The 23,078-nt window shown below is 74.2% G+C and carries 21 protein-coding genes; 13 read left to right on the forward strand and 8 right to left on the reverse strand.

The features are described 5' to 3' along the window. Nucleotides 1-135: 135 nt before the first annotated feature. Nucleotides 136-1,983 carry a phosphoenolpyruvate carboxykinase (GTP) gene (locus ACH4B3_RS03475; protein ID WP_398461034.1) on the reverse strand — a complete coding sequence of 616 codons (1,848 nt, stop codon included), beginning with the start codon at nt 1,981-1,983 and terminating at the stop codon, nt 136-138. Nucleotides 1,984-2,229: 246 nt separating this feature from the next. Here ACH4B3_RS03475 and ACH4B3_RS03480 point away from each other — a divergent pair, with 246 nt between their 5' ends. Next, on the forward strand, nt 2,230-2,940 hold the full coding sequence (locus tag ACH4B3_RS03480; protein WP_398461035.1) for a hemolysin III family protein: 711 nt from the start codon (nt 2,230-2,232) through the stop codon (nt 2,938-2,940). Between the two features lie 279 nt (nt 2,941-3,219). On the opposite strand, the gene ACH4B3_RS03485 is transcribed toward ACH4B3_RS03480, so the two are convergent. After that, entirely contained in the window at nt 3,220-5,289 is a 2,070-nt protein-coding gene (locus ACH4B3_RS03485; protein ID WP_398461036.1) for a thioredoxin domain-containing protein, read from the reverse strand. 317 nt (nt 5,290-5,606) lie between these two features. Here ACH4B3_RS03485 and ACH4B3_RS03490 point away from each other — a divergent pair, with 317 nt between their 5' ends. Then, a complete protein-coding gene (locus tag ACH4B3_RS03490; protein WP_398461037.1) occupies nt 5,607-9,044 on the forward strand; it encodes a tetratricopeptide repeat protein in 3,438 nt (1,145 codons plus the stop codon). Nucleotides 9,045-9,115: 71 nt separating this feature from the next. On the opposite strand, the gene ACH4B3_RS03495 is transcribed toward ACH4B3_RS03490, so the two are convergent. Together ACH4B3_RS03495 and mca are read right to left on the reverse strand one after the other, a co-directional pair. Continuing rightward, on the reverse strand, nt 9,116-9,394 hold the full coding sequence (locus ACH4B3_RS03495) for a hypothetical protein (RefSeq protein WP_398461038.1): 279 nt from the start codon (nt 9,392-9,394) through the stop codon (nt 9,116-9,118). Nucleotides 9,395-9,398: 4 nt separating this feature from the next. Beyond that, a complete protein-coding gene (mca, locus tag ACH4B3_RS03500) occupies nt 9,399-10,271 on the reverse strand; it encodes a mycothiol conjugate amidase Mca (RefSeq protein ID WP_398461039.1) in 873 nt (290 codons plus the stop codon). A 256-nt stretch (nt 10,272-10,527) separates the two neighbouring features. Between mca and ACH4B3_RS03505 the strand changes: the two genes are divergently transcribed. Both ACH4B3_RS03505 and greA read left to right on the forward strand, forming a co-directional pair. Beyond that, nucleotides 10,528-10,938 carry a DUF4307 domain-containing protein gene (locus tag ACH4B3_RS03505; RefSeq protein WP_398461040.1) on the forward strand — a complete coding sequence of 137 codons (411 nt, stop codon included), beginning with the start codon at nt 10,528-10,530 and terminating at the stop codon, nt 10,936-10,938. A gap of 306 nt (nt 10,939-11,244) precedes the next feature. Then, nucleotides 11,245-11,742: a transcription elongation factor GreA gene (gene greA, locus ACH4B3_RS03510; RefSeq protein ID WP_398461041.1), complete on the forward strand. Its 498-nt coding sequence runs from the start codon at nt 11,245-11,247 to the stop codon at nt 11,740-11,742. Between the two features lie 118 nt (nt 11,743-11,860). Here the strand turns inward: greA and ACH4B3_RS03515 are convergent, their stop codons facing one another. The 3 genes from ACH4B3_RS03515 to ilvA all read right to left on the reverse strand — a co-directional run bounded on the left by ACH4B3_RS03515 (nt 11,861) and on the right by ilvA (nt 15,030). Then, nucleotides 11,861-12,727, reverse strand: coding sequence for an ABC transporter permease (locus tag ACH4B3_RS03515; protein ID WP_398461042.1), 867 nt, complete (start codon nt 12,725-12,727; stop codon nt 11,861-11,863). Further along, entirely contained in the window at nt 12,724-13,782 is a 1,059-nt protein-coding gene (locus tag ACH4B3_RS03520) for an ATP-binding cassette domain-containing protein (RefSeq protein ID WP_398461043.1), read from the reverse strand. The genes ACH4B3_RS03515 and ACH4B3_RS03520 overlap by 4 nt, the downstream gene beginning before the upstream one ends. Nucleotides 13,783-13,866: 84 nt before the next feature. Further along, nucleotides 13,867-15,030: a threonine ammonia-lyase gene (gene ilvA / locus ACH4B3_RS03525; protein WP_398461569.1), complete on the reverse strand. Its 1,164-nt coding sequence runs from the start codon at nt 15,028-15,030 to the stop codon at nt 13,867-13,869. Between the two features lie 277 nt (nt 15,031-15,307). On the opposite strand from ilvA, the gene ACH4B3_RS03530 reads away from it, so the two are divergent. From ACH4B3_RS03530 to ACH4B3_RS03540, 3 genes are read left to right on the forward strand one after another with little or no spacing between them, the layout of a single operon-like run. Further along, on the forward strand, nt 15,308-15,808 hold the full coding sequence (locus tag ACH4B3_RS03530) for a MarR family winged helix-turn-helix transcriptional regulator (protein ID WP_398461044.1): 501 nt from the start codon (nt 15,308-15,310) through the stop codon (nt 15,806-15,808). Between the two features lie 43 nt (nt 15,809-15,851). Beyond that, entirely contained in the window at nt 15,852-16,709 is an 858-nt protein-coding gene (locus ACH4B3_RS03535) for a sigma factor-like helix-turn-helix DNA-binding protein (protein ID WP_398461045.1), read from the forward strand. Next, nucleotides 16,706-16,960 carry a hypothetical protein gene (locus tag ACH4B3_RS03540; RefSeq protein WP_398461046.1) on the forward strand — a complete coding sequence of 85 codons (255 nt, stop codon included), beginning with the start codon at nt 16,706-16,708 and terminating at the stop codon, nt 16,958-16,960. Before ACH4B3_RS03535 ends, ACH4B3_RS03540 begins: the two co-directional genes overlap by 4 nt. Nucleotides 16,961-17,144: 184 nt before the next feature. Here ACH4B3_RS03540 and ACH4B3_RS03545 read toward each other — a convergent pair whose 3' ends face one another. Continuing rightward, complete coding sequence (locus ACH4B3_RS03545; protein ID WP_398461047.1) at nt 17,145-18,314, reverse strand: cystathionine gamma-synthase; 1,170 nt, start codon at nt 18,312-18,314, stop codon at nt 17,145-17,147. Between the two features lie 136 nt (nt 18,315-18,450). On the opposite strand from ACH4B3_RS03545, the gene ACH4B3_RS03550 reads away from it, so the two are divergent. The 6 genes from ACH4B3_RS03550 to ACH4B3_RS03575 all read left to right on the forward strand — a co-directional run bounded on the left by ACH4B3_RS03550 (nt 18,451) and on the right by ACH4B3_RS03575 (nt 23,030). Further along, nucleotides 18,451-19,548 (forward strand): hypothetical protein, encoded by a 1,098-nt coding sequence (locus ACH4B3_RS03550; RefSeq protein WP_398461048.1) that lies wholly within the window; start codon nt 18,451-18,453, stop codon nt 19,546-19,548. Nucleotides 19,549-19,877: 329 nt separating this feature from the next. After that, the gene (msrA, locus tag ACH4B3_RS03555) at nt 19,878-20,537 is read left to right on the forward strand and encodes a peptide-methionine (S)-S-oxide reductase MsrA (protein ID WP_398461049.1); all 660 of its coding nucleotides are present in this window, start codon (nt 19,878-19,880) and stop codon (nt 20,535-20,537) included. 88 nt (nt 20,538-20,625) lie between these two features. Continuing rightward, nucleotides 20,626-20,979, forward strand: a complete 354-nt coding sequence (locus ACH4B3_RS03560; RefSeq protein ID WP_398461570.1) for a hypothetical protein — start codon at nt 20,626-20,628, stop codon at nt 20,977-20,979. After that, on the forward strand, nt 20,976-21,248 hold the full coding sequence (locus tag ACH4B3_RS03565) for a hypothetical protein (protein WP_398461050.1): 273 nt from the start codon (nt 20,976-20,978) through the stop codon (nt 21,246-21,248). Before ACH4B3_RS03560 ends, ACH4B3_RS03565 begins: the two co-directional genes overlap by 4 nt. 186 nt (nt 21,249-21,434) lie before the next feature. Then, entirely contained in the window at nt 21,435-22,061 is a 627-nt protein-coding gene (locus tag ACH4B3_RS03570) for a LysE family translocator (protein WP_398461051.1), read from the forward strand. A gap of 432 nt (nt 22,062-22,493) precedes the next feature. Further along, nucleotides 22,494-23,030, forward strand: coding sequence for a helix-turn-helix domain-containing protein (locus ACH4B3_RS03575; protein ID WP_398461052.1), 537 nt, complete (start codon nt 22,494-22,496; stop codon nt 23,028-23,030). The last annotated feature ends 48 nt before the right edge of the window (nt 23,031-23,078 follow it).

Consider the following 23,078-nt stretch of genomic DNA (forward strand, 5'->3'; position numbering starts at 1 on the left):
GGTACGGCCCGGGCCCGGTCGGCCGGGCGCCGGCCGGGCCGGGGTGCGACCGCCGGGCCGGACGCCGCGCACCGCGGCGTCCGGCAGCTGCCGCGGGGGACCCGGTGCCGCCCGGGTCCCGGCCGCGGCGCGGGGTCAGCCCAGGCGCTCCACCAGCGCGCGGTACTCGTCCCACAGCTCCTTCGGCGTGTGGTCGCCGAAGGTGTCGAGGTGATCGGGCACCAGGGCGGCCTCCTCGCGCCACACCTCCTTGTCGACGGTGAGCAGGAAGTCGAGGTCCGCCTCGGGCAGCGCCAGGCCGTCGGTGTCCAGGGCCTCCCTGGTCGGCAGGATGCCGATCGGCGACTCGACGCCCTCGGCCTTGCCGTCCAGCCGCTCGACGATCCACTTCAGCACCCGGCTGTTCTCGCCGAAGCCGGGCCACACGAAGCGGCCGTCGTCGTCCTTGCGGAACCAGTTGACGTAGTAGATCTTCGGCAGCTTGGACTCGTCGCCGCGGGCCGCGGCGTCCTGACCGACCTTGATCCAGTGCCCCATGTAGTCGCCCATGTTGTAGCCGCAGAACGGCAGCATGGCGAACGGGTCGCGGCGCAGCTCACCGACCTTGCCCTCGGCGGCGGCGGTCTTCTCGGAGGCGACGTTCGCGCCGAGGAAGACCCCGTGCTGCCAGGTGAAGGACTCGGTGACCAGCGGCACCGCGCTGGCCCGGCGGCCGCCGAAGAGAATGGCCGAGATCGGCACGCCCCGGGGGTCCTCCCACTCCGGCGCGATGATCGGGCACTGGCCGGCCGGGACGGTGAAGCGGGCGTTGGGGTGGGCGGCCGGGGTCCCGGACTCCGGGGTCCAGTCGTTGCCCTTCCAGTCGGTGAGGTGGGCGGGCTGCTCCTCGGTCATGCCCTCCCACCACACGTCGCCGTCGTCGGTGAGCGCGACGTTGGTGAAGACGGAGTTGCCCCACAGGGTCTTCATGGCGTTGGCGTTGGTGTGCTCGCCGGTGCCGGGCGCGACGCCGAAGAAGCCGGCCTCCGGGTTGATCGCGTACAGCCGCCCGTCCTCGCCGAAGCGCATCCAGGCGATGTCGTCGCCGATGGTCTCCACGGTCCAGCCGGAGATCGTGGGCTCCAGCATCGCGAGGTTGGTCTTGCCGCAGGCGGAGGGGAAGGCGGCGGCGACGTACTTGGCCTCGCCCTGCGGCGGGGTGAGCTTGAGGATGAGCATGTGCTCGGCGAGCCAGCCCTCGTCACGGGCCATCACCGAGGCGATGCGCAGGGCGTAGCACTTCTTGCCCAGCAGCGCGTTGCCGCCGTAGCCGGAGCCGTAGGACCAGATCTCGCGGCTCTCCGGGAAGTGCGAGATGTACTTGGTGGAGTTGCACGGCCAGGGAACGTCGGCCTCGCCCTCGGCCAGCGGCGCACCGAGGGTGTGCACCGCCTTGACGAAGAAGCCCTGCTCGCCGAGTTCGTCGAGGACCGGCTGTCCCATACGGGTCATGGTGCGCATGGAGACCGCGACGTAGGCCGAGTCGGTGATCTCGACGCCGATGGCGGACAGCGGCGAGCCCAGCGGTCCCATGCAGAACGGGACGACGTACATGGTCCGACCACGCATCGAGCCACGGAAGATGCCCTGCTCGCCCGCGAACATCTCGCGCATCTCGGCGGGGGCCTTCCAGTGGTTCGTGGGGCCCGCGTCCTCCTCCTTCTCGGAGCAGATGAAGGTGCGGTCCTCCACGCGCGCCACGTCGGTGGGGTCGGAGGCGGCGTAGTACGAGTTGGGGCGCTTGATCGGGTCGAGCCGCCGGAAGGTGCCCTTGGCCACCAGCTCCTCGGCCAGACGCTCGTACTCGGCTTCCGAGCCGTCGCACCACACGACCTGGTCGGGCTCGGTGAGAGCGGCGATCTCGTCGACCCACGAGATCAGTTCCTGGTGGCGGGTGGGCGGGGTGCTGGGGGTCGTGCGGGGAGCCGCATTACTGCGCGCCACGATCGCTCCGTTCCGCCGGGGCCTTCCCGGGCCCGGCGTTGTTGTGTGAGGGTTTCGGCGGATATGTGCACATATATCCGCTTATGGAGACAGCTACCCCTTGGGGGCTGCGACCCGGATGCTCAGCTCATCCGGTGCCGACCGCGCTCATTTGATCCTCCGACCAGTTTGCCCGGATGTCCAGAGGGCGCCTCCGTGACCATCACCACTCGCCACCCGGGCGTTACCTACGGTCGCGTAGGTAGCATGACCGCCATGACCGCCGCCGCACCCGACGCCGTCTCCGATGTCCCACCCGGTCCGTCCGCCGCTCCGCCGTTCCCGTTGAAGCCCCGGCTGCGAGGCTGGCTGCATGCCGGGATGTTCCCCACCGCGCTGGTCGCGGGGGTGGTGCTCACCGCACTGGCCGACAGTTCACGCGGGCGCATAGCCTGCGGCATCTTCACCCTCACGGCGTGCGCGCTGTTCGGCGTCAGCGCGCTCTACCACCGGGGGAACTGGGGTCCGCGCGCCACCGCCGTACTCCGCAGGCTGGACCATGCGAACATCTTTCTGATCATCGCCGGGACCTACACCCCGTTCACCCTGCTGCTGCTCCCGGACGGCAAGCAGCAGCTGCTGCTGTGGCTGGTGTGGGCGGGAGCCCTCGCCGGCATCGCCTTCCGGGTCTTCTGGGTCGGCGCGCCCCGCTGGCTGTACACGCCGTGCTACATCGCGCTGGGCTGGGCGGCGATCTTCTTCCTGCCGGACTTCATGCGGGCCGGCGGTGTCGCCGTACTGACGCTGATCATCGTCGGCGGACTGCTCTACAGCGTGGGCGCGGTCATCTACGGCACCAAGCGGCCCAACCCGTCGCCCCGCTGGTTCGGCTTCCACGAGGTCTTCCACACGTTCACCCTCGCCGCGTTCGTCGTGCACTACGTCGGCATCTCGCTCGTCGCCTACCAGCACGCGTAGCGCCGGGCGCGCTCGGGCGCTACCACCCGGGCCGTGAGCGGCCCGGGACCAGAGGGCCGCGACCGGTCACCGGTCGCGGCCCTCGCGCGTCGCGGTGGACGGCCCGCGGCCGGACCACGCGGCGCCGGCGCAGCCCGCGGGGCCGGCCGGGCCACGCGGCGTCAGCCGGGCCGCGCGGCATCACCCGGGCCGCGCGGCGTCAGCCCGGCCACCCGGCATCGGCCCGGCCCACGCAACCCGGCCACCCGGCCACCCGGCATCGGCCCGGCCCACGCGGCGTCAGGCGGGCCCCGGTCCGCCCGCCGCGGGCAGGTCCTCACCCGCGCCGCGCACCGCCGCCGCCAGCACCTTCGGATCGGCGGTCGGCGCGTCGCAGGTGAAGTTGCGGCACACGTACGCGGCGGGACGGCCCTGGAACAGCGGCCGGTCCACCAGCAGCGGCAGCTCCGCGGAGCCCGGCTCACCGACCGCGACCACCGCGCCCGGCGCGGTGCCCAGCAGCGCCGTGCGGTGCAGCGCGCGGGTCGCCGGATCGCCCTCGGGGCCGACCACCGCGACCTCCCGCGGGCCGTCGAGCACCGCCTCGGCGGCCGCCAGCCCCCAGCCGATGAACCGCGGTGCCCGCGACCCCAGCGCCTTCACCACGCCCAGCGCCTGCTCCCCCGCCTCCCGGTGGCGGCCGCTGCCGGTCAGCGCCGCGTAGCTGACCAGCGCCTGGGCGGCGGCCGTCCAACCGGAGGGGGCGGCGTTGTCGGTCGGGTCCTGCGGGCGGCGGATCAGGGTCTCCGCGTCGTCCGCGGTGTCGTAGAGGGTGCCGTCGGGCGCGGTGAAGTGCCGCAGCACGGTGTCCAGCAGCAGCCCGGAGAACTCCACCCACACCCCCTCACCGGTCACCGAAGCCAGGGTCAGGAACCCCTCGGCGACGTCGGCGTAGTCCTCCAGCACCCCCGCGTGGCCGCCCGCGGTGCCGTCCAGCGAGGTGCGGGCCAGCCGGCCGTGGTAGTCCATGTGCACCCGGACCAGCAGGTCCGCCGCGGCGGTGGCGGCCTCGACCAGGTCCGGGCGGTCGAAGTAGGCGCCGGTCTCGGCCAGCGCCGCGATCGCCAGCCCGTTCCAGGCGGCGACGATCTTGTCGTCCCGGCCGGGGCGCGGCCGCCGCTCCCGGGCGGCGAACAGCCGCTCGACGACCGAGGCGAGCCGCTCCGGGTCGGCGTCGCCGGCCCCGGACGGCAGCCGCAGCACCGACGCGCCCTCCTCGAACGTCCCCTCCTCGGTGACCCCGAAGTGGCGGGCGGCGAACTCCGCGTCCTCCTCCCCGAGCACCTCGGCCAGCTGCCCCGGCGTCCACACGTAGAACGCGCCCTCGGCGTGCCGGCCGTCCCCGGTCTCGCTGTCGGCGTCCAGCGCGGACGCGAAGCCGCCCTGCGTGGTGCGGAGTTCCCGGACCAGGAAGTCCGCCGTGCCCAGCGCGATCCGGCGGGCCAGGTCCGAGCCGGTGGCCCGCCACAGGTGCGCGTAGACCCGGCACAGCAGGGCGTTGTCGTAGAGCATCTTCTCGAAGTGCGGCACCACCCACGCGGCGTCCACCGAGTAGCGGGCGAAGCCGCCGCCGAGCTGGTCGTAGATGCCGCCGCGGGCCATCGCCTCGCAGGTCGCCCGCGCCATCTGCAGGGCCGCCTGGGAGCCGGTACGGGCGTGGTGGCGCAGCAGGAACTCCAGCACCATGGACGGCGGGAACTTCGGCGCCCCGCCGAACCCGCCGCGCGCCGCGTCGAACTCCCGGGTCAGTGCCAGCAGCCCGCCGTGCAGGTCGTCCGCCTCCGGCGGGCGGGGCATGCCGTAGGGCAGGGAGCGCTCGGCCAGGTCGCGCACGATCCGCCCGGCGACCTCGGTGACCTCCCCGCGCCGGTCGGCCCAGGCCGCCCGCACCCCCTCCAGCACCTGGCGGAAGGACGGCATCCCGTGCCGGGGGTCGGGCGGGAAGTAGGTGCCGAAGTAGAAGGGTTCGGCGTCGGGGGTGAGGAACACCGTCATCGGCCAGCCGCCCTGCCCGGTGGCCGCCTGCACCGCCTCCATGTACACGGCGTCGATGTCCGGGCGCTCCTCCCGGTCCACCTTGACCGACACGAAGTGCTCGTTGAGCTTGTCGGCGGTCTCCTGGTCCTCGAAGCTCTCGTGAGCCATCACATGGCACCAGTGGCACGAGGAGTACCCGACGCTCAGCAGCACCGGGACGTCCCGGCGCCGCGCCTCGGCGAACGCCTCGGGGACCCACGGCCACCAGTCGACCGGGTTGTCGGCGTGCTGGAGGAGGTACGGGGACGTCTCGTGCGCCAGACGGTTCGGCATGCGCCTATCCTCCCCCACCGGCCGCCCTGCGCCGGGAGGCAGCCCCCGCGCCGCGGCGGATGTCGCGCCCCGGGATACGGGCCCGGCGCGCGCCGTGCCGGGCCGGTACCGGCCGGACACACCACGGACGACCGGGTCCCGGCCGCCGTGCCCGGGACCGGGCCGCCGCCCGCCAACCCCCCGGGTTCCCGGCAGACCTGACGGAAACACAGGTGCCCTGACTGAAAATCGACGGACGCGGAAGACTCTGGGGAAGGGGGCTCCACCGCGCGCCGCGCGGTGGAGCCGGTCCGAGCACGGAGCAGGAGGGGGACCGGATGCCGGACGCACGGATCGTTGTACAGGACAGCCATCGGGCCGAGGTGGAACGGCTGCTGGCGGGCGCGGTCGAGGAGGAGGTGCGCCGGTCCGCCGGCCGGACGGACGGCGCGGTGCTCCTGGGCCGGGCCCGCGCCTCCCTGGACGACATCGCCCAGGCCGCCGCCGAGGAGTACACCGCCTACCTGGCGGCGCTGGAGGAGGCGGACGCCGGGGTGCTGCCGCTGTCGGAGCGGCTGTCCCGGCGGCGGCTGGCCACCCCGGCGCTGGTCACCGCCGTCACCTCGGTGGCGGCGTTCGGCGCCGACCTGGGCCTGGGCACCTCGGCCGGTACCGCGCTGGGGGCGGGGGCGGCCGTCGCGGTGGCCGGGTCCGCGGCCACCGTCGCCAGACTCGCCGGCGGCCACTGGCCGGCCGCGCACCGCCGGGCCGCGCTGCGCGGCCGGCCCGGCGGCCCGGAACAGCTGCGGTTGCAGTGGCTCACCGCGGTCGAGGTGCGGGGCATCCGCCCGTTCCTGGACCGGCACCGGATGACCGCCGCGGCGGCCCGCCGCCCCACCCGCAGCCGCTCCGCGGCCACCGACCGGCCCGCCGCGGCCGGTTCCGGCACCCCGCGGCTGCGCGGCGCGGACCGCAGCGCCGCCGCCCGGCGGCGCACCGTACTGGAACGCTCCTTCCGGCACCTGCCCGAGGCGGACGGCCCGTTCGCCGGGCGGCACGCGCAGCTCAGCCGGATCGCGCAGTGGGTGCAGCAGGCGCGGGCCAGCACCGAGACCCGGCCCACCGTGGTGGTGCTGCACGGCCCGGCCGGGGCCGGCCGCACCATGCTCGCGGTACGGGCCGCGCACCACCTGCGCGACCAGTTCCGCGGCGCGTGCCTGGTCGACCTGCGCGGCGACACGCCCGGCCAGCCCCCGCTGCCCACCCGGGACGCGCTGCTGCACCTGCTCAACCGCCTCGGCGCCCCCCGCGACCAGTTGCTCTTCCGCGAACGCACCACTCCCGAGCAGCACGTCAGGCGGCTCACCGAGCTGTACCACCAGCACCTGACCGATCTGCCGGTGACGGTGGTGCTGGACGACGCGTCGGACGCCGAGCAGATCCGCACCCTCATCCCGGAGCGCTCCGACAGCCTGGTCCTGGTCACCGCCCGCCGCCCGCTGGCGCTGCCGCCCGGCACCGGCGCCTGGGTGCACGAACTGCCGGTCGGCCCGCTGGACGGACCGGGAGCGGAGGAGCTGCTGCGGGAGTCCGCGGACGACCCCGCCGCGATGGGGCCGTACGACGCCCAGGCGTTCACCAGGATCGGCGAGCTGTGCGGCCGGCTGCCGATGGCCCTGCGGATCGCCGGGTCCTCGCTCGGCGCCCGCACCCCCGCCGCGCTCGCCGCCGACCTGGCCGCCGTCTCCGGCGCCGGCCCCGCGGCGGAGCCGGCGGCCGGCGCTACCGGCGCTACCGGCGCTACCGGCGCTGCCGCCGGCGGCGAGCGGCCCGGCGGGGCTCCGGCGGACCCGGTGCAGCGGACCCTGTGGCTGCGCTACGCGGACCAGACCGAGGAGGCCCGGCGGCTGCTGCGCCGGCTGGCGCTGGTCGGCCGGGCCAGCCTGGGCACCGCCGCGGCCGCCGCCCTGCTGGGCCCGGCCGTCGCCGGGCCGGCCCCCGCCGGGACGGCCGCGCCGGCCGGGGAGGCCGCACAGCGGGAGGCCGGCCGGCAGCTGGCCGCACTGGCCCGCGCCGGGCTCCTCCAGCATGTGCGCGGCAACCGCTACCGGCTGCACGACCTGGTCCGCGGCTTCGCGCAGGCCCGGCTGCTGGCCGAGGAGGAGCCCGGCGAGCGGGTGGCCGCGCAAGAGCGGCTGATCCGCAGCTACGCGGAGCTGGCCGACTCGGTGATCCGGCTGGTGGACGGCAAGACCTCCACCCGCGCCGACCGCTTCGACGGGCACGGCTTCACCTCGCTGGACGCGGCGCTGCGGTGGCTGGACGACGAGTCGAGTTTCATCACCGCCGCCCTGCGGCACACCGAGGGCGTCGACCAGTCGGCGGTGCTGCACCTGCTGGGGGCGCTGTGCGACTACTGCCTGCTCCGCGGCGACCTGTACCGGCTGGGGGAGCTGAGCGAGCTGACCCAGGCCGCGGACCACGGGCTGCTGACCCGCTCGGTGCAGTGGCGCACCGGCGTCGCCGCCCGCCAGCTCGGTGAGCTGGACCAGGCCCGTACCACCCTGTCCTCGGTGGTCAGCCTGTACTTCGAGGCGCACCACCAGGCGGGCGCCGCACGGGCCCTGCGCGACCTGGGCATCACCCTGCACCACCAGGGTCAGCTGGCGGAGGCGGCGGCCAGGCTCCGGGAGGCGCTGGAGGTGCAGCGGAGCGAGGAACTGCGCGCGGACCGGGCCTGGACCCTGCACGCCCTGGGCGCCGTCGAACGCGACCGGGCCCGGCTCGGCGAGGCGCTGGAGCTGCTCCGGGAAGCGCTGGAGCTGCACCGGGAGAGCGAGAGCGTGCACGGCCAGGCGTGGGCGCACTTCCAGCTGGGGCAGGCCCTGCTGCGGATGGGCGACGTGCCCGCCGCCGAGGCGGAGCTGCGGGAGGCGCTGGAGGCGTACGGCCGGACCCGCGACCCGCGCGGCGAGGCGTGGGCGCTGACCCAGCTGGCCCGCGCCCGGCTGGTGGACCAGGACCCGACGGCGGCCGTGGACCAGCTGCGCCAGGCGCTCACCCGGCACCGGGAGAACGAGGACGCCCGGGGCGAGGCGTGGACCCTGTACTACCTCGGCCAGGCGCTGGAGGAGCGCGGCGACCACGACTCGGCGGTGCGCGACCTGGAGCGGGCCCGCACCCTGTTCAGCCGGATGCGGGACGTGTACGGGCTGGCCTGCGCCCGGCACCACTCGGCCCGGGTCACCCGCGACCTGCGGGCGGCGCAGACCGGGTCGCTGCGCAACAGCGGCTTCGCCCGCCAGCTGCTCCAGGACGCCCGCCAGGACTTCCGCCGGGCGGGGGTGGCGCACGGCGAGGCGTGGTCGTGTGTGGAGCTGGCGGTGATCGACGCCGGCAACGGGCGGGCCGCGCAGGCGCTGGAGCTGGCGGACGAGGCGGCGGCCCTGTTCACCGGGTACGGCGACCGGCGCGGCGGGACCTGGGCGCGTTTCCTGCGCTGCACCCTGCTGCCGTTCGCCTCCGCCGGCGGGTCGGTGATCGGCGGAGCGGTCGCCCAGGAGGAGCTGGCCGAGCTCGGCCGCGACCTGCGCGAGAACCGGGAGACCGGCTGGGCGCAGGACCCGTCGCTGGAGAGCCTCGTGACGGCGTTCGCCCTGGTCCTGGAGCGCGGTGTGGAACCGGAGACCGGCTGGCAGGCGTGGCAGCTGGGGATGGTGCCCGGCCGCCGCGCCCGCGAGGTGATGGCCGTCCTGCCGGGCCGCCCGGCGGGCTGACCCGCCGCGGCCGCACGGCCGCGGTACGGCGCGTCCCGGGCGCCACGGCCCCGGGACGCGCCGTACCGGCGTCAGCTCTCGGCGGTGGAGGGCTTCGCCGGGGAGCCCGCCGTGGCGGACTTGGCCGCCCCGGGGGCCCGGCCCGGCCCGGACTCCGGCTCGACCTCGAAGTCGACCTTCTTCATGTGCTTGTTCATGGACTTCATCAGCAGCCACACGGCGGCGCCGATCACCGCGAACACGAGGAAGCCGAGCACACCCGGCGTCACCTTGTTCTTGTCCAGGTCCTTGGCGAGCTGGAGAACCGGGGCCGCGTGGGTCAGGGCGAGGGAGCTGGTCGCGCTCATCATGAGGTCAATTGTTGCGGATGCCCGCGAAGAGGTCGTCCTCGGGGAGGGAGGTCTCCACCAAAGACCTGGCCAGCTCGTACTCCTCGGTCGGCCAGACCTCCTTCTGGATCTCCATCGGGACCCGGAACCAGCCGCCGTCGGGGTCGATCTGCGTGCGGTGCGCGATCAGCGCCTTGTCGCGGATCTCGAAGAAGTCCGCGCACGGCACGAAGGTGGTCAGGGTGCGCTCGCGCTTCTGGAAGTCCTTCCAGCGCTCCAGCCACTCCCCGTAGGGGGACTCCATGCCGCGCTCCAGCAGCGCCTCGTGCAGCGCCGTGGTGCGCTGCCGGTTGAAGCCCTGGTTGTAGTAGAGCTTCTGCGGCTGCCAGGGCTCACCGGTGCCCGGGTACTTCTCCGGGTCCCCGGCGGCCTCGAAGGCCACCATGGTGATCTTGTGGGTCATGATGTGGTCGGGGTGCGGGTACCCGCCGTTCTCGTCGTACGTGGTGATCACGTGCGGCCGGAACTCGCGGATCAGCTTCACCAGCCGGCCCGCGGCCTCGTCCACGTCCTCCAGCGCGAAGCAGCCCTCCGGCAGCGGCGGCAGCGGGTCCCCCTCGGGCAGCCCGGAGTCCACGAAGCCCAGCCACTCCTGCTTGACGCCGAGGATCTCGCGCGCCTCGTCCATCTCCTTGGCGCGGACCTCGTGGATGTTCTTCTCGATGTACTCGTCGCCCTGGAGCTTGGGGTTGAGGATGGAGCCGCGCTCCCCGCCGGTGCAGGTGGCGACCAGTACATCCACCCCCTCGGACACGTACTTCGCCATGGTGGCCGCGCCCTTGCTCGACTCGTCGTCGGGGTGGGCGTGCACGGCCATCAGTCGCAGCTGCTCAGTCAAGGCTCGATCCTCAATTGATTGGTCGCATTCAACGGGTGCCGTCCGCAGCGGACGGCGGGGTGGAGCGGAAGGCGGACGTGGGGCGGCGGGACATCGTCCGTCCCCGGCACGGGGCGCGGGACGGTCCCGGGTGCGGTGCGGTGGTCGGGTGACGGGCGGGCGGGCGCCGTCCCGGAGGGACGTCCTCGCGGGGCGGCTTCTATAGTGACCCAGATCAAGCAGGAAAAATTCCAGGGCCTCATCAGGGAGGGCGATCATGGCGACGGTGCGATCAGACGCCCCGGGCGGGCGGTACGGCCGGTCCGGTGACGAGCGCGCCGACCGGACGCTCAAGATCGTCGGCGGGGTGCTCGGCGCGCTGCTGCTCGGCACGGTCGCCTGGTTCGGTTACTCCTATGTCGCCGGTGAGGACGTCAGCGGGCGGCTGATCGGTTTCCAGGTGGTCTCCGACGATGCCGTCAAGGTCCACCTGGAGGTCCGCAAGGACAAGGACGCCACCGGGGTGTGCACGGTGCGCTCGATCGCGGAGAGCGGCGCCGAGGTGGGCCTCAAGGACTTCACCTTCGACCAGCGCTCGGAGCAGGTCGACGAGGTCGTCACGGTCCGTACCACCGAGCGGGCGACGACCGCCGAGCTGATCGACTGCAAGGCGGCCGCCGGCAGCTGACCGGACGGCCCGCCGCGCCCCGGACGGTCCGGGGCCCCGCGGGCACGCCGCGCCGTCCGGGCGCCGGGCGGACTCCGCCGCGCGCCGCGCAGCCCCCGTCATACGACGCCTCACGGCGCACCACGGCGCACCACGGAGCGATGCGCTGCCGACCGTCGCGCCGCACACCACTTCCCCGATCGATACGTCGCACTCCTCCCGCTTTGCCGTCGAAATTGTTAGGCTCGTGGTTTCGCCCGGCTTCGAAGGCGCACCCTTCTGAGTAGGGCGTTCATTTGTATTTCCCAGTACCGACGAGGAGCACCTGTGACCCAGACCAGCGAGAACGTCACCTGGCTGACCCAGGAGGCGTACGACCAGCTCAAGGCCGAGCTGGAGTACCTGTCGGGTCCCGCACGGGTCGAGATCGCGAAGAAGATCGAGGCTGCCCGCGAGGAGGGTGACCTGCGGGAGAACGGCGGGTACCACGCCGCCAAGGAGGAGCAGGGCAAGCAGGAGCTCCGCGTGCGCCAGCTGACCCAGCTCCTGCAGCACGCCAAGGTCGGCGAGGCCCCGGCGGACACCGGTGTGGTCGCCCCCGGCATGGTCGTCACCATCGCCTTCGACGGCGACCCGGACGACACCCTGAGCTTCCTGCTGGCGTCCCGGGAGTACGCGAGCTCGGACATCGAGACCTACTCGCCGCAGTCGCCGCTGGGCTCGGGCGTGAACGGCAAGAAGGTCGGCGAGGACGCCGCGTACGAGCTGCCGAACGGCAAGACCGCTTCGGTGCGCATCCTGGAGGCCAAGCCCTACCAGGGCTGACCGCCACCGGCCGGGCGCACCGGCCACCACGACGACGAATCCCCCGGCGCACCCGGCGCCGGGGGATTCCCCATGTCGTCCGCGCGTACCGCCGGCCTCCGTCGGCGCGGCGGCCGGCTCAGGCCGCGGCGGAACGGTACTTGCGCACCGCCAGCGTCCGGAAGAACGCGATGATCAGCACCGACCAGATGACCGAGGCCAGCACCGGGTGCTGCATCGGCCACGCGTCCGGCACCGGGTAGCCCTCCGGCAGGTTGCCGAACAGCTCACGGCAGGCCTGCACGGTGGTGCTGAACGGGTTCCACTCGGCGATGTGCTGAAGCGCCGCCGGCATGTTGTCCGAGGGCACGAACGCGTTGGAGACGAAGGTCAGCGGGAACAGCCAGATCAGACCGCCCGAGGTGGCCGCCTCCGGGGTGCGCACCGACAGGCCGATCAGCGCCCCGATCCAGGAGAAGGCGTAGCCCAGCAGGAGCAGCAGCGCGAAACCGGCCAGCGCGCGCGGGACGCCCTCGTGGATCCGCCAGCCGACGATGACCGCGACGACCGCCATCACCACCAGGGTCAGCGCGGTCTGCACCAGGTCCGCGAGGGTGCGCCCGGTGAGCACCGCGCCGCGCGCCATGGGCAGCGACCGGAACCGGTCGACCAGCCCCTTGTGCATGTCCTCCGCGATGCCCGCGCCCGCGCCGGCGGTGGCGAAGGTGACGGTCTGCGCGAAGATGCCCGCCATCAGGAACTCGCGGTAGGTCGACGGGTCGGTGTTGCCGCCGACGTCTATCGACCCGCCGAAGACGTAGCTGAACAGCACCACGAACATGATCGGCTGGATGAGGCCGAAGATCACCACTTCGGGGATCCGGACCATCCTGATCAGGTTCCGCCGGGCGATGACGAGCGAGTCGCGCACCGACTGCGTGATCCCGCCGCGCGGCGGCGGCGCCACCGGACCGCCGGCCACCTTGGTCTTGTCGAGCACGGTCATCGCACGGCCTCCTGCTCGGTGTCTCCCCCGGTCCGGTTCCGCCCGGAGCCGCCGCGACGGCCGTCGGCGTCCCCGCCCGGGCCGCCGCCGTTCCCCGCCTCCTCGTCCGCGCCGGTCTCGGCCCGGTGCCCGGTGAGGGAGAGGAAGACGTCGTCCAGGGTGGGCCGGCGCAGCCCGATGTCGTCGATCTCCACGCCCCGGCCGTCCAGCTCACGGATGATCTCGGCGAGGAGCTTGGCGCCGCCCACCACCGGGACGGTGACCTTCCGGGTGTGCTCCTGGACCGTCGTCTCGCCCTTGCCGAGGGCGCGCAGCACCTCCCGGGCGGTGCCGATGCGCTCCGGGTCGTGCACCACGACCTCCACCCGCTCACCGCCGGTACGGGCCTTGAGCTGGTCGGAGGTGCCGCGGGCGATGACCCGGCCGTGGTCGACCACCGCGATGTCGTGCGCGAGGTGGTCGGCCTCCTCCAGGTACTGGGTGGTGAGCAGCAGCGTGGTGCCCTGCTTCACCAGGTCCTGGATCACCTCCCACAGCGCCTGCCGGTTGCGCGGGTCCAGGCCGGTGGTCGGCTCGTCCATGAACATCACCGGCGGACTCACCACCAGGGCGGCGGCCAGGTCCAGCCGGCGCCGCATACCGCCGGAGTAGGTCTTGGCGGGACGGTCGGCGGCGGCGGCCAGGTCGAACCGCTCCAGCAGCACGCCCGCGCGCGCCTTCGCGTCACGGGCGCTCAACTGGTACAGCTGACCGACCATCTGCAGGTTCTCGCGGCCGGTGAGGTACTCGTCGACCGCCGCGAACTGGCCGGACAGCCCGATGGACCGGCGGACCTCGTTCGGGTGCTTGAGCACGTCCACCCCGGCCACGACCGCCCGGCCGCTGTCCGGTGTCAGCAGTGTCGTCAGCACGCGGACCGCCGTGGTCTTGCCTGCTCCGTTGGGGCCGAGCAGTCCGAGCACGGTTCCTTCCGGGACGTCGAGATCGACGCCGTCCAGAGCCGTTACCTCACCGAAGGTCTTCACCAGACCTTCGGCATAGATGGCGCCTGGCATGTAGTTCCCCCCAGGGGGTGTCGGGATCAGGTCGTTCAGGTGGTGCCTGGTGCTCCGTCCTCCCGTTCTACGTGCCCACGGGAGTCACGGCATCACGGTGTACCCGGCCTCGCCCAGCGCCTTGGCGACCTCGGCGCAGTGCTCCGGCCCCTTCGTCTCCAGCTGCAGCTCCACCTCCGCCTCGGTGAGCCCGAGCCGGGGGTCGGTCCGCACATGGCTCACGTCCAGCACGTTGGCGTCGACCTCCGACAGCACGCCCAGCAGGGTGGCCAGCGCGCCGGGACGGTCGGTCAGCCGCAGCCGCAGCGACAGGTAGCGGCCCGCCGCGGCCATGCCGTGCCGGAGAATCCGCTGCATCAGCAGCGGGTCCACATTGCCGCCCGACAGCACCGCCACCACCGGCCCCTGGAAGGAGTCCGGATCCGCCAGCAGCGCGGCCACCGGACTGGCCCCGGCCGGCTCGACCACCAGCTTCGCCCGCTCCAGGCACAGCAGCAGGGCGCTGGAGAGCGCATCCTCGGAGACCGTACGGACCTCGTCGACGAGATCGCCAATGATTTTGAACGGCACGTCCCCCGGCCGGCCGACCTTGATGCCGTCCGCCATCGTCGCCGGCTCGTGGATGGACACCGGGCGCCCGGCGGCGAGCGACGGCGGGTACGCCGCGGCGCCGGCCGCCTGCACACCCACGATCCGCACGTCCGGCCGCAGCGCCTTCACCGCCACCGCGATCCCGGCCGCCAGCCCGCCGCCGCCGATGCCCACCACGATGGTGCGGACCTCGGGGCACTGCTCCAGGATCTCCAGCCCCACCGTGCCCTGGCCGGCGATGACGTCGGGGTGGTCGAAGGGATGGATGAAGACCGCGCCCGTCTCCCGGGCGTACTCCTGGGCGGCCCGCAGCGTCTCGTCCACCACGTGCCCGTGCAGCCGCACCCGCGCCCCGTACTCCCGGGTCGCGGCGACCTTCGGCAGCGGCGCGCCCACCGGCATGAACACCGTGGACCGCACCCCGAGCAGCGACGCCGCCAGCGCCACGCCCTGGGCGTGGTTGCCGGCGCTCGCCGCCACCACGCCCGCCGCCCGCTCCCGCTCGGAGAGCCCGGCGATCCGCACATACGCGCCGCGCACCTTGAAGGAGCCGGTCCGCTGGAGGTTCTCGCACTTGAAGTGGACCGGTGAGCCGAGCAGCCCGGTCAGGAACCGGCTGCCCTCCAGAGCGGTCGTCCGGGACACCCCGGAGAGCATCCGCTGCGCCGCGCGGATGTCCCGCAGCGAGACGGCGGACGCGGGGATCGCCGGCGTGGCGAGAGGGGTGTCGTCCGGGGACCCGCCGGTCGGGACCCGGTTCCCGGCACCTGATGTCGGTCGTGCAGCCATGCGGCCAGTCTCGCAGCTTACGTCCCTCCCGGCGGCGGCGGCCGGACCGGAACGGCAGGTTTGTGCAGCCCTGGCACGGGGAACGCCGGGGCCGCGTACTCTGTGCCCCATTCCACAGACCACCGCACGAAGTGAGCCCCAGGCCATGCCCACCTCATCGGACATGACGACTCAACTCGACACGAACGTACTCGACGCCCTTCAGCACCAGGTCGCCCTCTTCGCCCGCCGCGCGGAACAGACCCGGCTCGGCGGCATCGGCTCCGCCCGCAATTCCATGGACCGCGCCGCGTACCTGCTGCTCAACCGGCTCGACCAGGAAGGCCCGATGGGAGTCAAGGCGCTCGCCGCCGGGATGGGCATCGACTCCTCCACCGTGACCCGCCAGGTGGCCCCGCTGGTCGACTCCGGCATGGTCAAACGGACCTCGCACCCCGAGGACGGGCGCGCCGTCGTCCTCCAGCTCTCCCCGCGCGGCAAGGCCCGCCTGGAGGAAGTACGGTCCTCCCGCCGCGACTTGATGGCGCTGGTGACCGAGGAGTGGACATCCGACGAGCGCGATGTCTTCTGCGAACTGCTGACCCGCTTCAACACCGCGCTGTCCGCCGTCCACAGCGCGCTGCCACAGGCGGCTCCCGCCTCTTGACCCCACGGCCGCGCTGACGTGTCCTGAAGACACGGGAGGCACGGTGCGGAAGCGGCGGGCAGAGCGAGAGATCCGCCGGGCCCGGGAATTCGAGACATTCGTCGCGGGCGCCGGAGGCCGACTGCTGCATGCCGCCGCGCTGCTGACCGGCGAGCCGCCCGAGCGCTGCCCGGCCGCCGAGGACCTGCTGGCCCGCGCCCTGGCCGGCACCTACGCGGCCTGGGACCGGCTGCGCGGCGAGGACCCCTACGACCGCGCCCGGCAGGAACTGGCCGCCCGCTACGCACACACCGCCTGGCGGTACCGGCCCGAACGGCCCCGCCGCCCGGGACCCACGGTCACCTCCGGTGCGGTCGGCGGCCTCGCCGCCCGGCTGCGCACGGCCCTCGCCCGACCGGTCCGCGAGGGCTCCGCGGACACCGCCCCCGGCACCCCGGACACCAGCCCCGGCGGCGGGCCCGCGGCCCGGCCCGGCGCCCGCCCCCGGGCCGCCGGCGGGGGCCTGCTGGAACCACTCGCCCCGCAGGAACGGCTGGTGCTGGTACTCCGGCTCTACGAGGGCATCGCCGAGGAACAGGCCGCCGCCACCCTCGGCCTGCCGGTGGACCGGGTACGGGCCATCTGCACCCGCGCGGTGTTCCGGCTGGTCGACGCGACCCGGTACGGAGCACCGGCCGCACGCGGCCCCCGGCCCCCGGCCCGCCCGCCTTCCGGGCACCGTCCCGGCCGGCCGGCCACGCCCGCCCCCCGGACCACCGCCGAAACCACCGCCCGCCGCGCCCCCACCACCGGCGGCCCGCCACCGCGACCGCCCCGCCCCTCCGGACCCGGGACCGCGGCCTGCGACCCGCCACCGCCACGGCCCGGCCCGTCCGGGGCCACCCGGGAGGCGGCCCCGTGAGAAGCCCGGAACGCAGGGAGGACCAGGTGCGCCGGATGCTGGACGGGCCGCCCCGCCCGGTGGTGCCCGCGCGACTGGCACTCCACGCCGCCGGCCGCGGGCACCGGATGCTGCGCCGCCGCCGCGTGGTGCGGACGATCGGCTGGTGGCTGCTGCTCGCGGCGGTGATCGCCTTCACCGTGTGGGCGGTGATCGCCGAGCCGTGGGCCACCCCGCCGATGGAGACCACCCCGCCGCTGGAAGGCTGGTGACCCGCACACCCGGACCACCCGCTCCCGGCACCGCACCCGCCGCGCGGCCACGCCGGCACCCGACGGCCCCGGCCACCACGCGGTGGCCGGGGCCGTGGCCCGCGGACCGCCGGGCGCCCGGACCGGGCACCACCCGGTCACCGGGGCCAGCCCGGCCCGTCCCCGGCCGGTCCGCGCGGGCGGGTCAGCCCAGCGCCTGCGACAGGTCCGCCAGCAGGTCGTCCACCGACTCGATACCGACCGACAGCCGCACCAGGTCGGCGGGCACCTCCAGCGCCGAACCGGCCGTCGAGGCGTGCGTCATCCGGCCCGGGTGCTCGATCAGCGACTCCACGCCGCCCAGCGACTCGCCGAGGGTGAACAGCCGGGCCCGGTTGCACACCTCGACCGCCGCCTCCTCGCCACCGGCCACCCGGAACGAGACCATGCCGCCGAAGGACCGCATCTGCTTCACCGCGGTCTCGTGGCCCGGGTGCTCCGGCAGCCCCGGGTAGTAGACCCGGGTGACCTTGGGGTGCGAGGTGAGCAGTTCGGCCACCCGGGCCGCGTTGGCGCTGTGCCGGTCCATGCGCACCGCCAGCGTCTTGATGCCGCGCAGCACCAGCCAGGCGTCGAACGGGCCGGCCACCGCGCCCATCGCGTTCTGGTGGTAGGCCAGTTCCTCCGCGAGGCCGGCGTCGGAGGTGATCAGCGCACCGCCCACCACGTCGGAGTGACCGCCCATGTACTTGGTGGTGGAGTGCACCACCACGTCCGCGCCCAGCGCCAGCGGCTGCTGGAGGTACGGGCTGGCGAAGGTGTTGTCCACCACTAGGCGGGCCCCGGCGGCCCGGGCGATCTCCGCGACGGCGGCGATGTCGGTGATGCCGAGCAGCGGGTTGGTCGGCGTCTCCACCCACACGACCCTGGTACGGGGCCGCAGCGCCGCACGCACCGACGCCGGGTCCGAGGAGTCGGCGACCGACCACTCCACACCCCAGCGCTCCAGCACCTTGGCGAAGAGCCGGAAGGTGCCGCCGTAGGCGTCACTCGGGATGACCACGTGGTCGCCGGGGACCAGCAGGGTGCGCAGCAGGCAGTCCTCGGCCGCCAGCCCGGAGGCGAAGGCGAGGCCGCGACGGCCGCCCTCCAGGGCCGCCAGATTCTCCTCCAGGGCGGTTCGCGTCGGGTTGGCCGAGCGGCTGTACTCGTAGCCGCCGCGCAGCCCGCCCACCCCGTCCTGCTTGTAGGTGGACACCTGGTAGATCGGGGGGACGACGGCGCCGGTGAGCGGATCCGCCTCCTGTCCCGCGTGGATGGCGAGCGTCTCGAAGTTCTGCGACGCGTGGCGCTGGTTGGTGTGGTCGTCGGTCATGCGCCCGAGCGTAATGCCCGCCGCCGGTCCCGGTCCGCGAGCGCCGTGCCTACGCTGTACTCCGTGGGCCGCCGCGCCAGGCGGTACCGCGGACCCGCACCAGCACACCACCACGGCACCGCAACGGGGACGGATCATGGAACTTCTCTACATCCTCATCGGCATCGTCACCATCTGCGGTGTCCTGGCGGTGCCCGCCCTGCTGCGCAAACGGAGCCGGGCGGAGTTCGAGCGCAGCGCCGGACCGGCCGAGGACACCAGCGCCTACGGCTTCCTGCCCAGGGAACGCCTCGACGTACGGCTGCCGGGCCCCGACCCGCAGCTGACCGACGCGCTCGCGGAGATCGGCCGCACCCAGGAGTGGGAGCCCGCGGCCCGGCTGCTCGCCCTCACCGACGCCACCTCCGAGCAGCGCTGGCAGCGCGTGCAGACGCTGGCCGGATCCGCCGCCCACGACCTGGCGCAGGCGCCCGGGCAGGGCGGGATGTGGCTGCGGACCTGGCGGGTGCAGGCACCCAAGGACCCCGGCGGCGCGGCCGTGCAGGCCCAGTTCCTGGTGGTCCAGGCGCTGCGCGACCCGTCCTCCCAGGACTTCCGGATGATCATGGAGGAGGCCCGGACGGTCTGCGCCGAGGCCGCGCTGCTGGCGCCGGGCGACCCGGTCCCGCACATCATCGAGCTGATCGTGGCCCGGGGGCTCGCCTACCGCCAGGCCGACTTCGAGGCGCTTTGGTCCAAGGTGAACGAGCTGGCCCCGCACCACATGGGCGCGCACCTGGCGGCGCTCCCGTACTGGTCCGAGAAGTGGCACGGCTCGCAGGACCAGGCCGAGAGCTTCGGCCGGGCCGCGGCCGCCTCCGCCCCGCAGGGAAGCCTGCTGCCCGCGCTGCCGCTGTTCGCGGTCTTCGACCACCTGCCGGAGGCGAACATGGTGCGCACCCTGTTCCAGAGCGCGGTGATCGGCGACGCGATCGAGGGCGCCCGCTACGCCGTCCACCACGCCCCGGCCGACCATCCGGTGGTCCCGCACGTGCGGCACCTGCTCTCCTGGTTCCTGGTCAACGCCGAGCGGTACGGCGAGGCGATCGAGCAGCTGCGGCTGGTGGACGGGCACGTGGGCGCGGTGCCGTGGTCGTTCCACCCGGACCCGGCGGCGGCGTACGCGGCCTACCGCACGATGGCCGTGGCCGGCTGGGAACGCCACGGCGGCACCCCGGCCCAGCTGCCGCGCTGAGGCCGGCACCCCGGTCGGCGCACCGCGCCCCGCTCCCGCCCCCGTCCGGCGGGCCCCCGCCCCGGGCCCCGTCGCCGGCCCCGTTCCGGCCCCGTTCCGGAAGGCGCCATGCCCCTCCGGAGCCGTTCGGGTGCGGAAACCGGCGCCGCCCGGAACCGGCCCCGCCGGAGTGGCCCGCCCGGAAGGACACCACCCGGAGTGGGCCCGCCCGGAATGACCCGCCGGTCCCGGGCGTTGATCCCCACGGGCCCGGCCGCCCGCACCCGGTGGCCGCCCGACGCCCCTGTCCGCCCCGCCGTCCACCGCCGTCCACCGCCGAGGAGCTCGCGATGCTGTTCAACCGGCACAAGAACCACCTCCCCACCGCCGAGGAGGCACTCGGCGGCCGCTCCGAGCCCGCGTTCTCCGTCCCGGAGCGGCACACCGTGCTCGGCAACCCGCTGTCCGGCCCGTACCCCGAGGGCCTGGCCGTGGCCGACTTCGGGCTGGGCTGCTTCTGGGGCGCGGAGCGGAAGTTCTGGCAGGTCCCTGGGGTGTGGACCACGCTCGTCGGCTACCAGGGCGGACACACCCCGAACCCGACCTACGAGGAGGTGTGCAGCGGGCTGACCGGGCACACCGAGGCGGTCCGGGTCGTGTACGACCCCGCGCTGGTCTCCTACACCGCGCTGCTCAAGGTGTTCTGGGAGTCGCACGACCCCACGCAGGGCTTCCGCCAGGGCAACGACGTCGGCACCCAGTACCGCTCCGCCGTCTACACCCACTCCGAGCGGCAGCAGCAGGAGGCGGAGGCGTCCCGCGCCGCCTACCAGTCCCGGCTCACCGGCTCCGGGTACGGCACGATCACCACGGAACTCCTCCCCGCGGGCCCGTTCTATGCGGCCGAGGCATACCACCAGCAGTACCTGGACAAGAACCCGGCGGGTTACTGCGGGATCGGCGGCACGGGGGTGTCCTGCCCGATCGGCGTCGCCCCGGCCGGAGGCTGAAGGGCCGCGTCCTCAACACGTTCGGGCGGTCGAGCCCGCACTCGATACGCTGCTCCCAGGGACCAGGATTTCGCCCATGGGAGCAGCAATGACCACCTCCAGCGCCGGGCAGCCACTCATCCCTCAGCCGCCCGCCACCGTCACGGCCCTCCGCCAGGCCGTCGCGCAGATCGCACCCGCCGCCCTGCCCGCCTTCACCCGGGAACTGGATCAGGCCGCCGACCAGTCCCGCCAGGCTTCCGACCTCTCCCCCCTCCAGCGATTCATCGCCCAGTGGGCGGTCTACATCCACATCCAGCGGCAGCCGGATCTCGCGAGGGAGTTCCGTCACTGGGAGGACACCGCCGAGACCGGCGATGCGGCGCAGGCCCGACGCGCCGCCTCCGCGATCGGCAGGATCCTTGACGACGCACACGCCGCGCTCGATCTCCCGCTGCGGTGAGCACCGACTGGCGCTGGGAGTACGACCCCGATCACGCTCACGTGGCAGGCGGTATCCCCGCTCACGTGGTGACCGAAGTGGAGCGCCTGGCCGGGCAGTTGGCCGACCTGGCCGGGATGGGGGTCGATGTCAGCGACTCCGGCAACGGCCCCCGACCGGGTGGACTGCGTCGCATGGACGCGGCAGGCGGCTGGTTCTTCTTCCTGGTGGCACCGCGAGAGCGACTGATCGTGATCGTCCGCATCATGCCACCGTTCCAGAGCCTCTAGGCGGACGCCCACCGCCGAACGCCGCAACCCGGTCACCTGGCTCGACAGCCCCGCCGGCACGGGGGTGTCCTGCCTGATCGGCATCGCCGAGGCCCCGGCGGCGGAGTAGCCCGCGGCCCGGTGACCGGCGCCGGGGCCGGGTGGGCCCGTGCGAGGTGGCGCGGCGCTGGTTGAGACACTTGCCGCATGCTCGCACAAATGATCACCGCGGCCGGTGTGCTCGCCCTGCTGACCGTGGTGCCCGGGCCGGACATGGCGGTGGTGACCAGGCGGGCGGTCGCCGCCGGGCGGGCGGACGGGCTGCGCACGGTGGCCGGGATCGCCGTCGGGCTGCTGGTCTGGGGGGCGCTCACGGTGGCCGGGCTGGCGGCGGTGCTGGCCGCTTCCGCCGAGGCGTACACGGTGGTCAAGCTGCTCGGCGCCGGGTACCTGCTGTTCCTCGGCGGGCAGGCGCTGTGGCAGAGCCGTCGGCGGGCCGCGGCGGCGGGCGGGCCGAGCGGTCCGGCGGCGCCGGTGTCGGGGAGCGCGTGGCGGACCGGGCTGGTCAGCAATCTGCTCAACCCGAAGATCGCCGTGTTCTACACCGGCCTGCTGCCGACGCTGGCTCCCGAGGGGCTGCCCCCGGCGGCGGCGATGGGGCTGCTCGTCCTGGTCCACACCGTGCTGACGCTCGGCTGGCTGGGCGGTTACGTCCATCTGCTCTCCCGGGCCAGGTCGGTGTTCGAAAGGCCGCGGGTCCGCCGGGCGCTGGACCGGGTCACCGGCGTCACGCTGATCGGCTTCGGGGCGAAGGTGGCCACCTCGGCGCGGTGACGCCCGTCCCGGGCAGCCCGGGCCCACGGCCGGCCGCCGGCCGGCCGCCCGGCGGCCCCGGGTCATCGGCGGGGCGCGCGGCACCGCGAATGGCGGCGTGCGCGCCTGCTGGAGGCGGGCGGAGCGGCGGGGGCACGGCCGCGATCCGCACGCACGGGGTGCCGCCCCCGGCCATGCCCATTTTCGGGTACGCCGGGTGACGATGCCGGGGGCCGCGCGGAGCACCGGTTTCCGGCTGGACCACCGGGAGTCGTCGCGGCTGGGCGACCGGGAGTCGCGGCCGGCGGCCGACCGGGCCACGGCGTACGTCCGCGCCGCCGGCGGTGTGGAGGCGCGGCCCGCGGCGCGGGATGACAGCGGCCGCGCGTGGCGGGACCTTCCCTCACCCCACCTCGGACTTGCCGTACTTACGTAATTACGTAATATGGAGCCATGAGCCTGGAGGAGCGCGTCGCCGCACTCGAACGGAGGCTGGCCGCACTGGAGGAGGCGGCCGGCCCCCTCGGCGAGCACCCCTCCGGCGAGCACCCCTCGGCGCCGGGCCCGGCGTCCCGCGACCAGTTCTGGGCCCTGGAGGGTCTGAAGGCGCGGCTCGGCGAGGCCGGGGCGGAGGACGGCGGGGTGCTGTTCACGGGTGCGGTGCGGCTGCCGACCGGTGAGGCGTACGAATGGCAGTACGGCCTGCCGGTCCGGGCGCTGCTGGACGACGCGTGGTCGGACGCCGCCGACGCGTTCGCCGCGCTCGGCAATCCGGTCCGGATGCGGCTGCTCCGCGAGATCCTGGGCGGCCGCCGTACCGCGGCCGAACTGGCCGACCAGGACGGCCTGGGCACCACCGGCCAGATCTACCACCACCTCCGGCAGCTGACCGCCGCCGGATGGCTGCACACGGCCGGGCGCGGACGCTACGAGGTGCCCGCGGGGCGGGTCGTCCCGCTGCTGGTGGCCCTCGCCGCGGCGCGGCCCTGACCATCCGGCGGACGCCTGTCCACGGCCGGGTGCCCGATCATTCACTAG

The sequence above is a fragment of the Streptomyces sp. NPDC018031 genome (assembly GCF_044327625.1).
GTDB lineage: Bacteria > Actinomycetota > Actinomycetes > Streptomycetales > Streptomycetaceae > Streptomyces.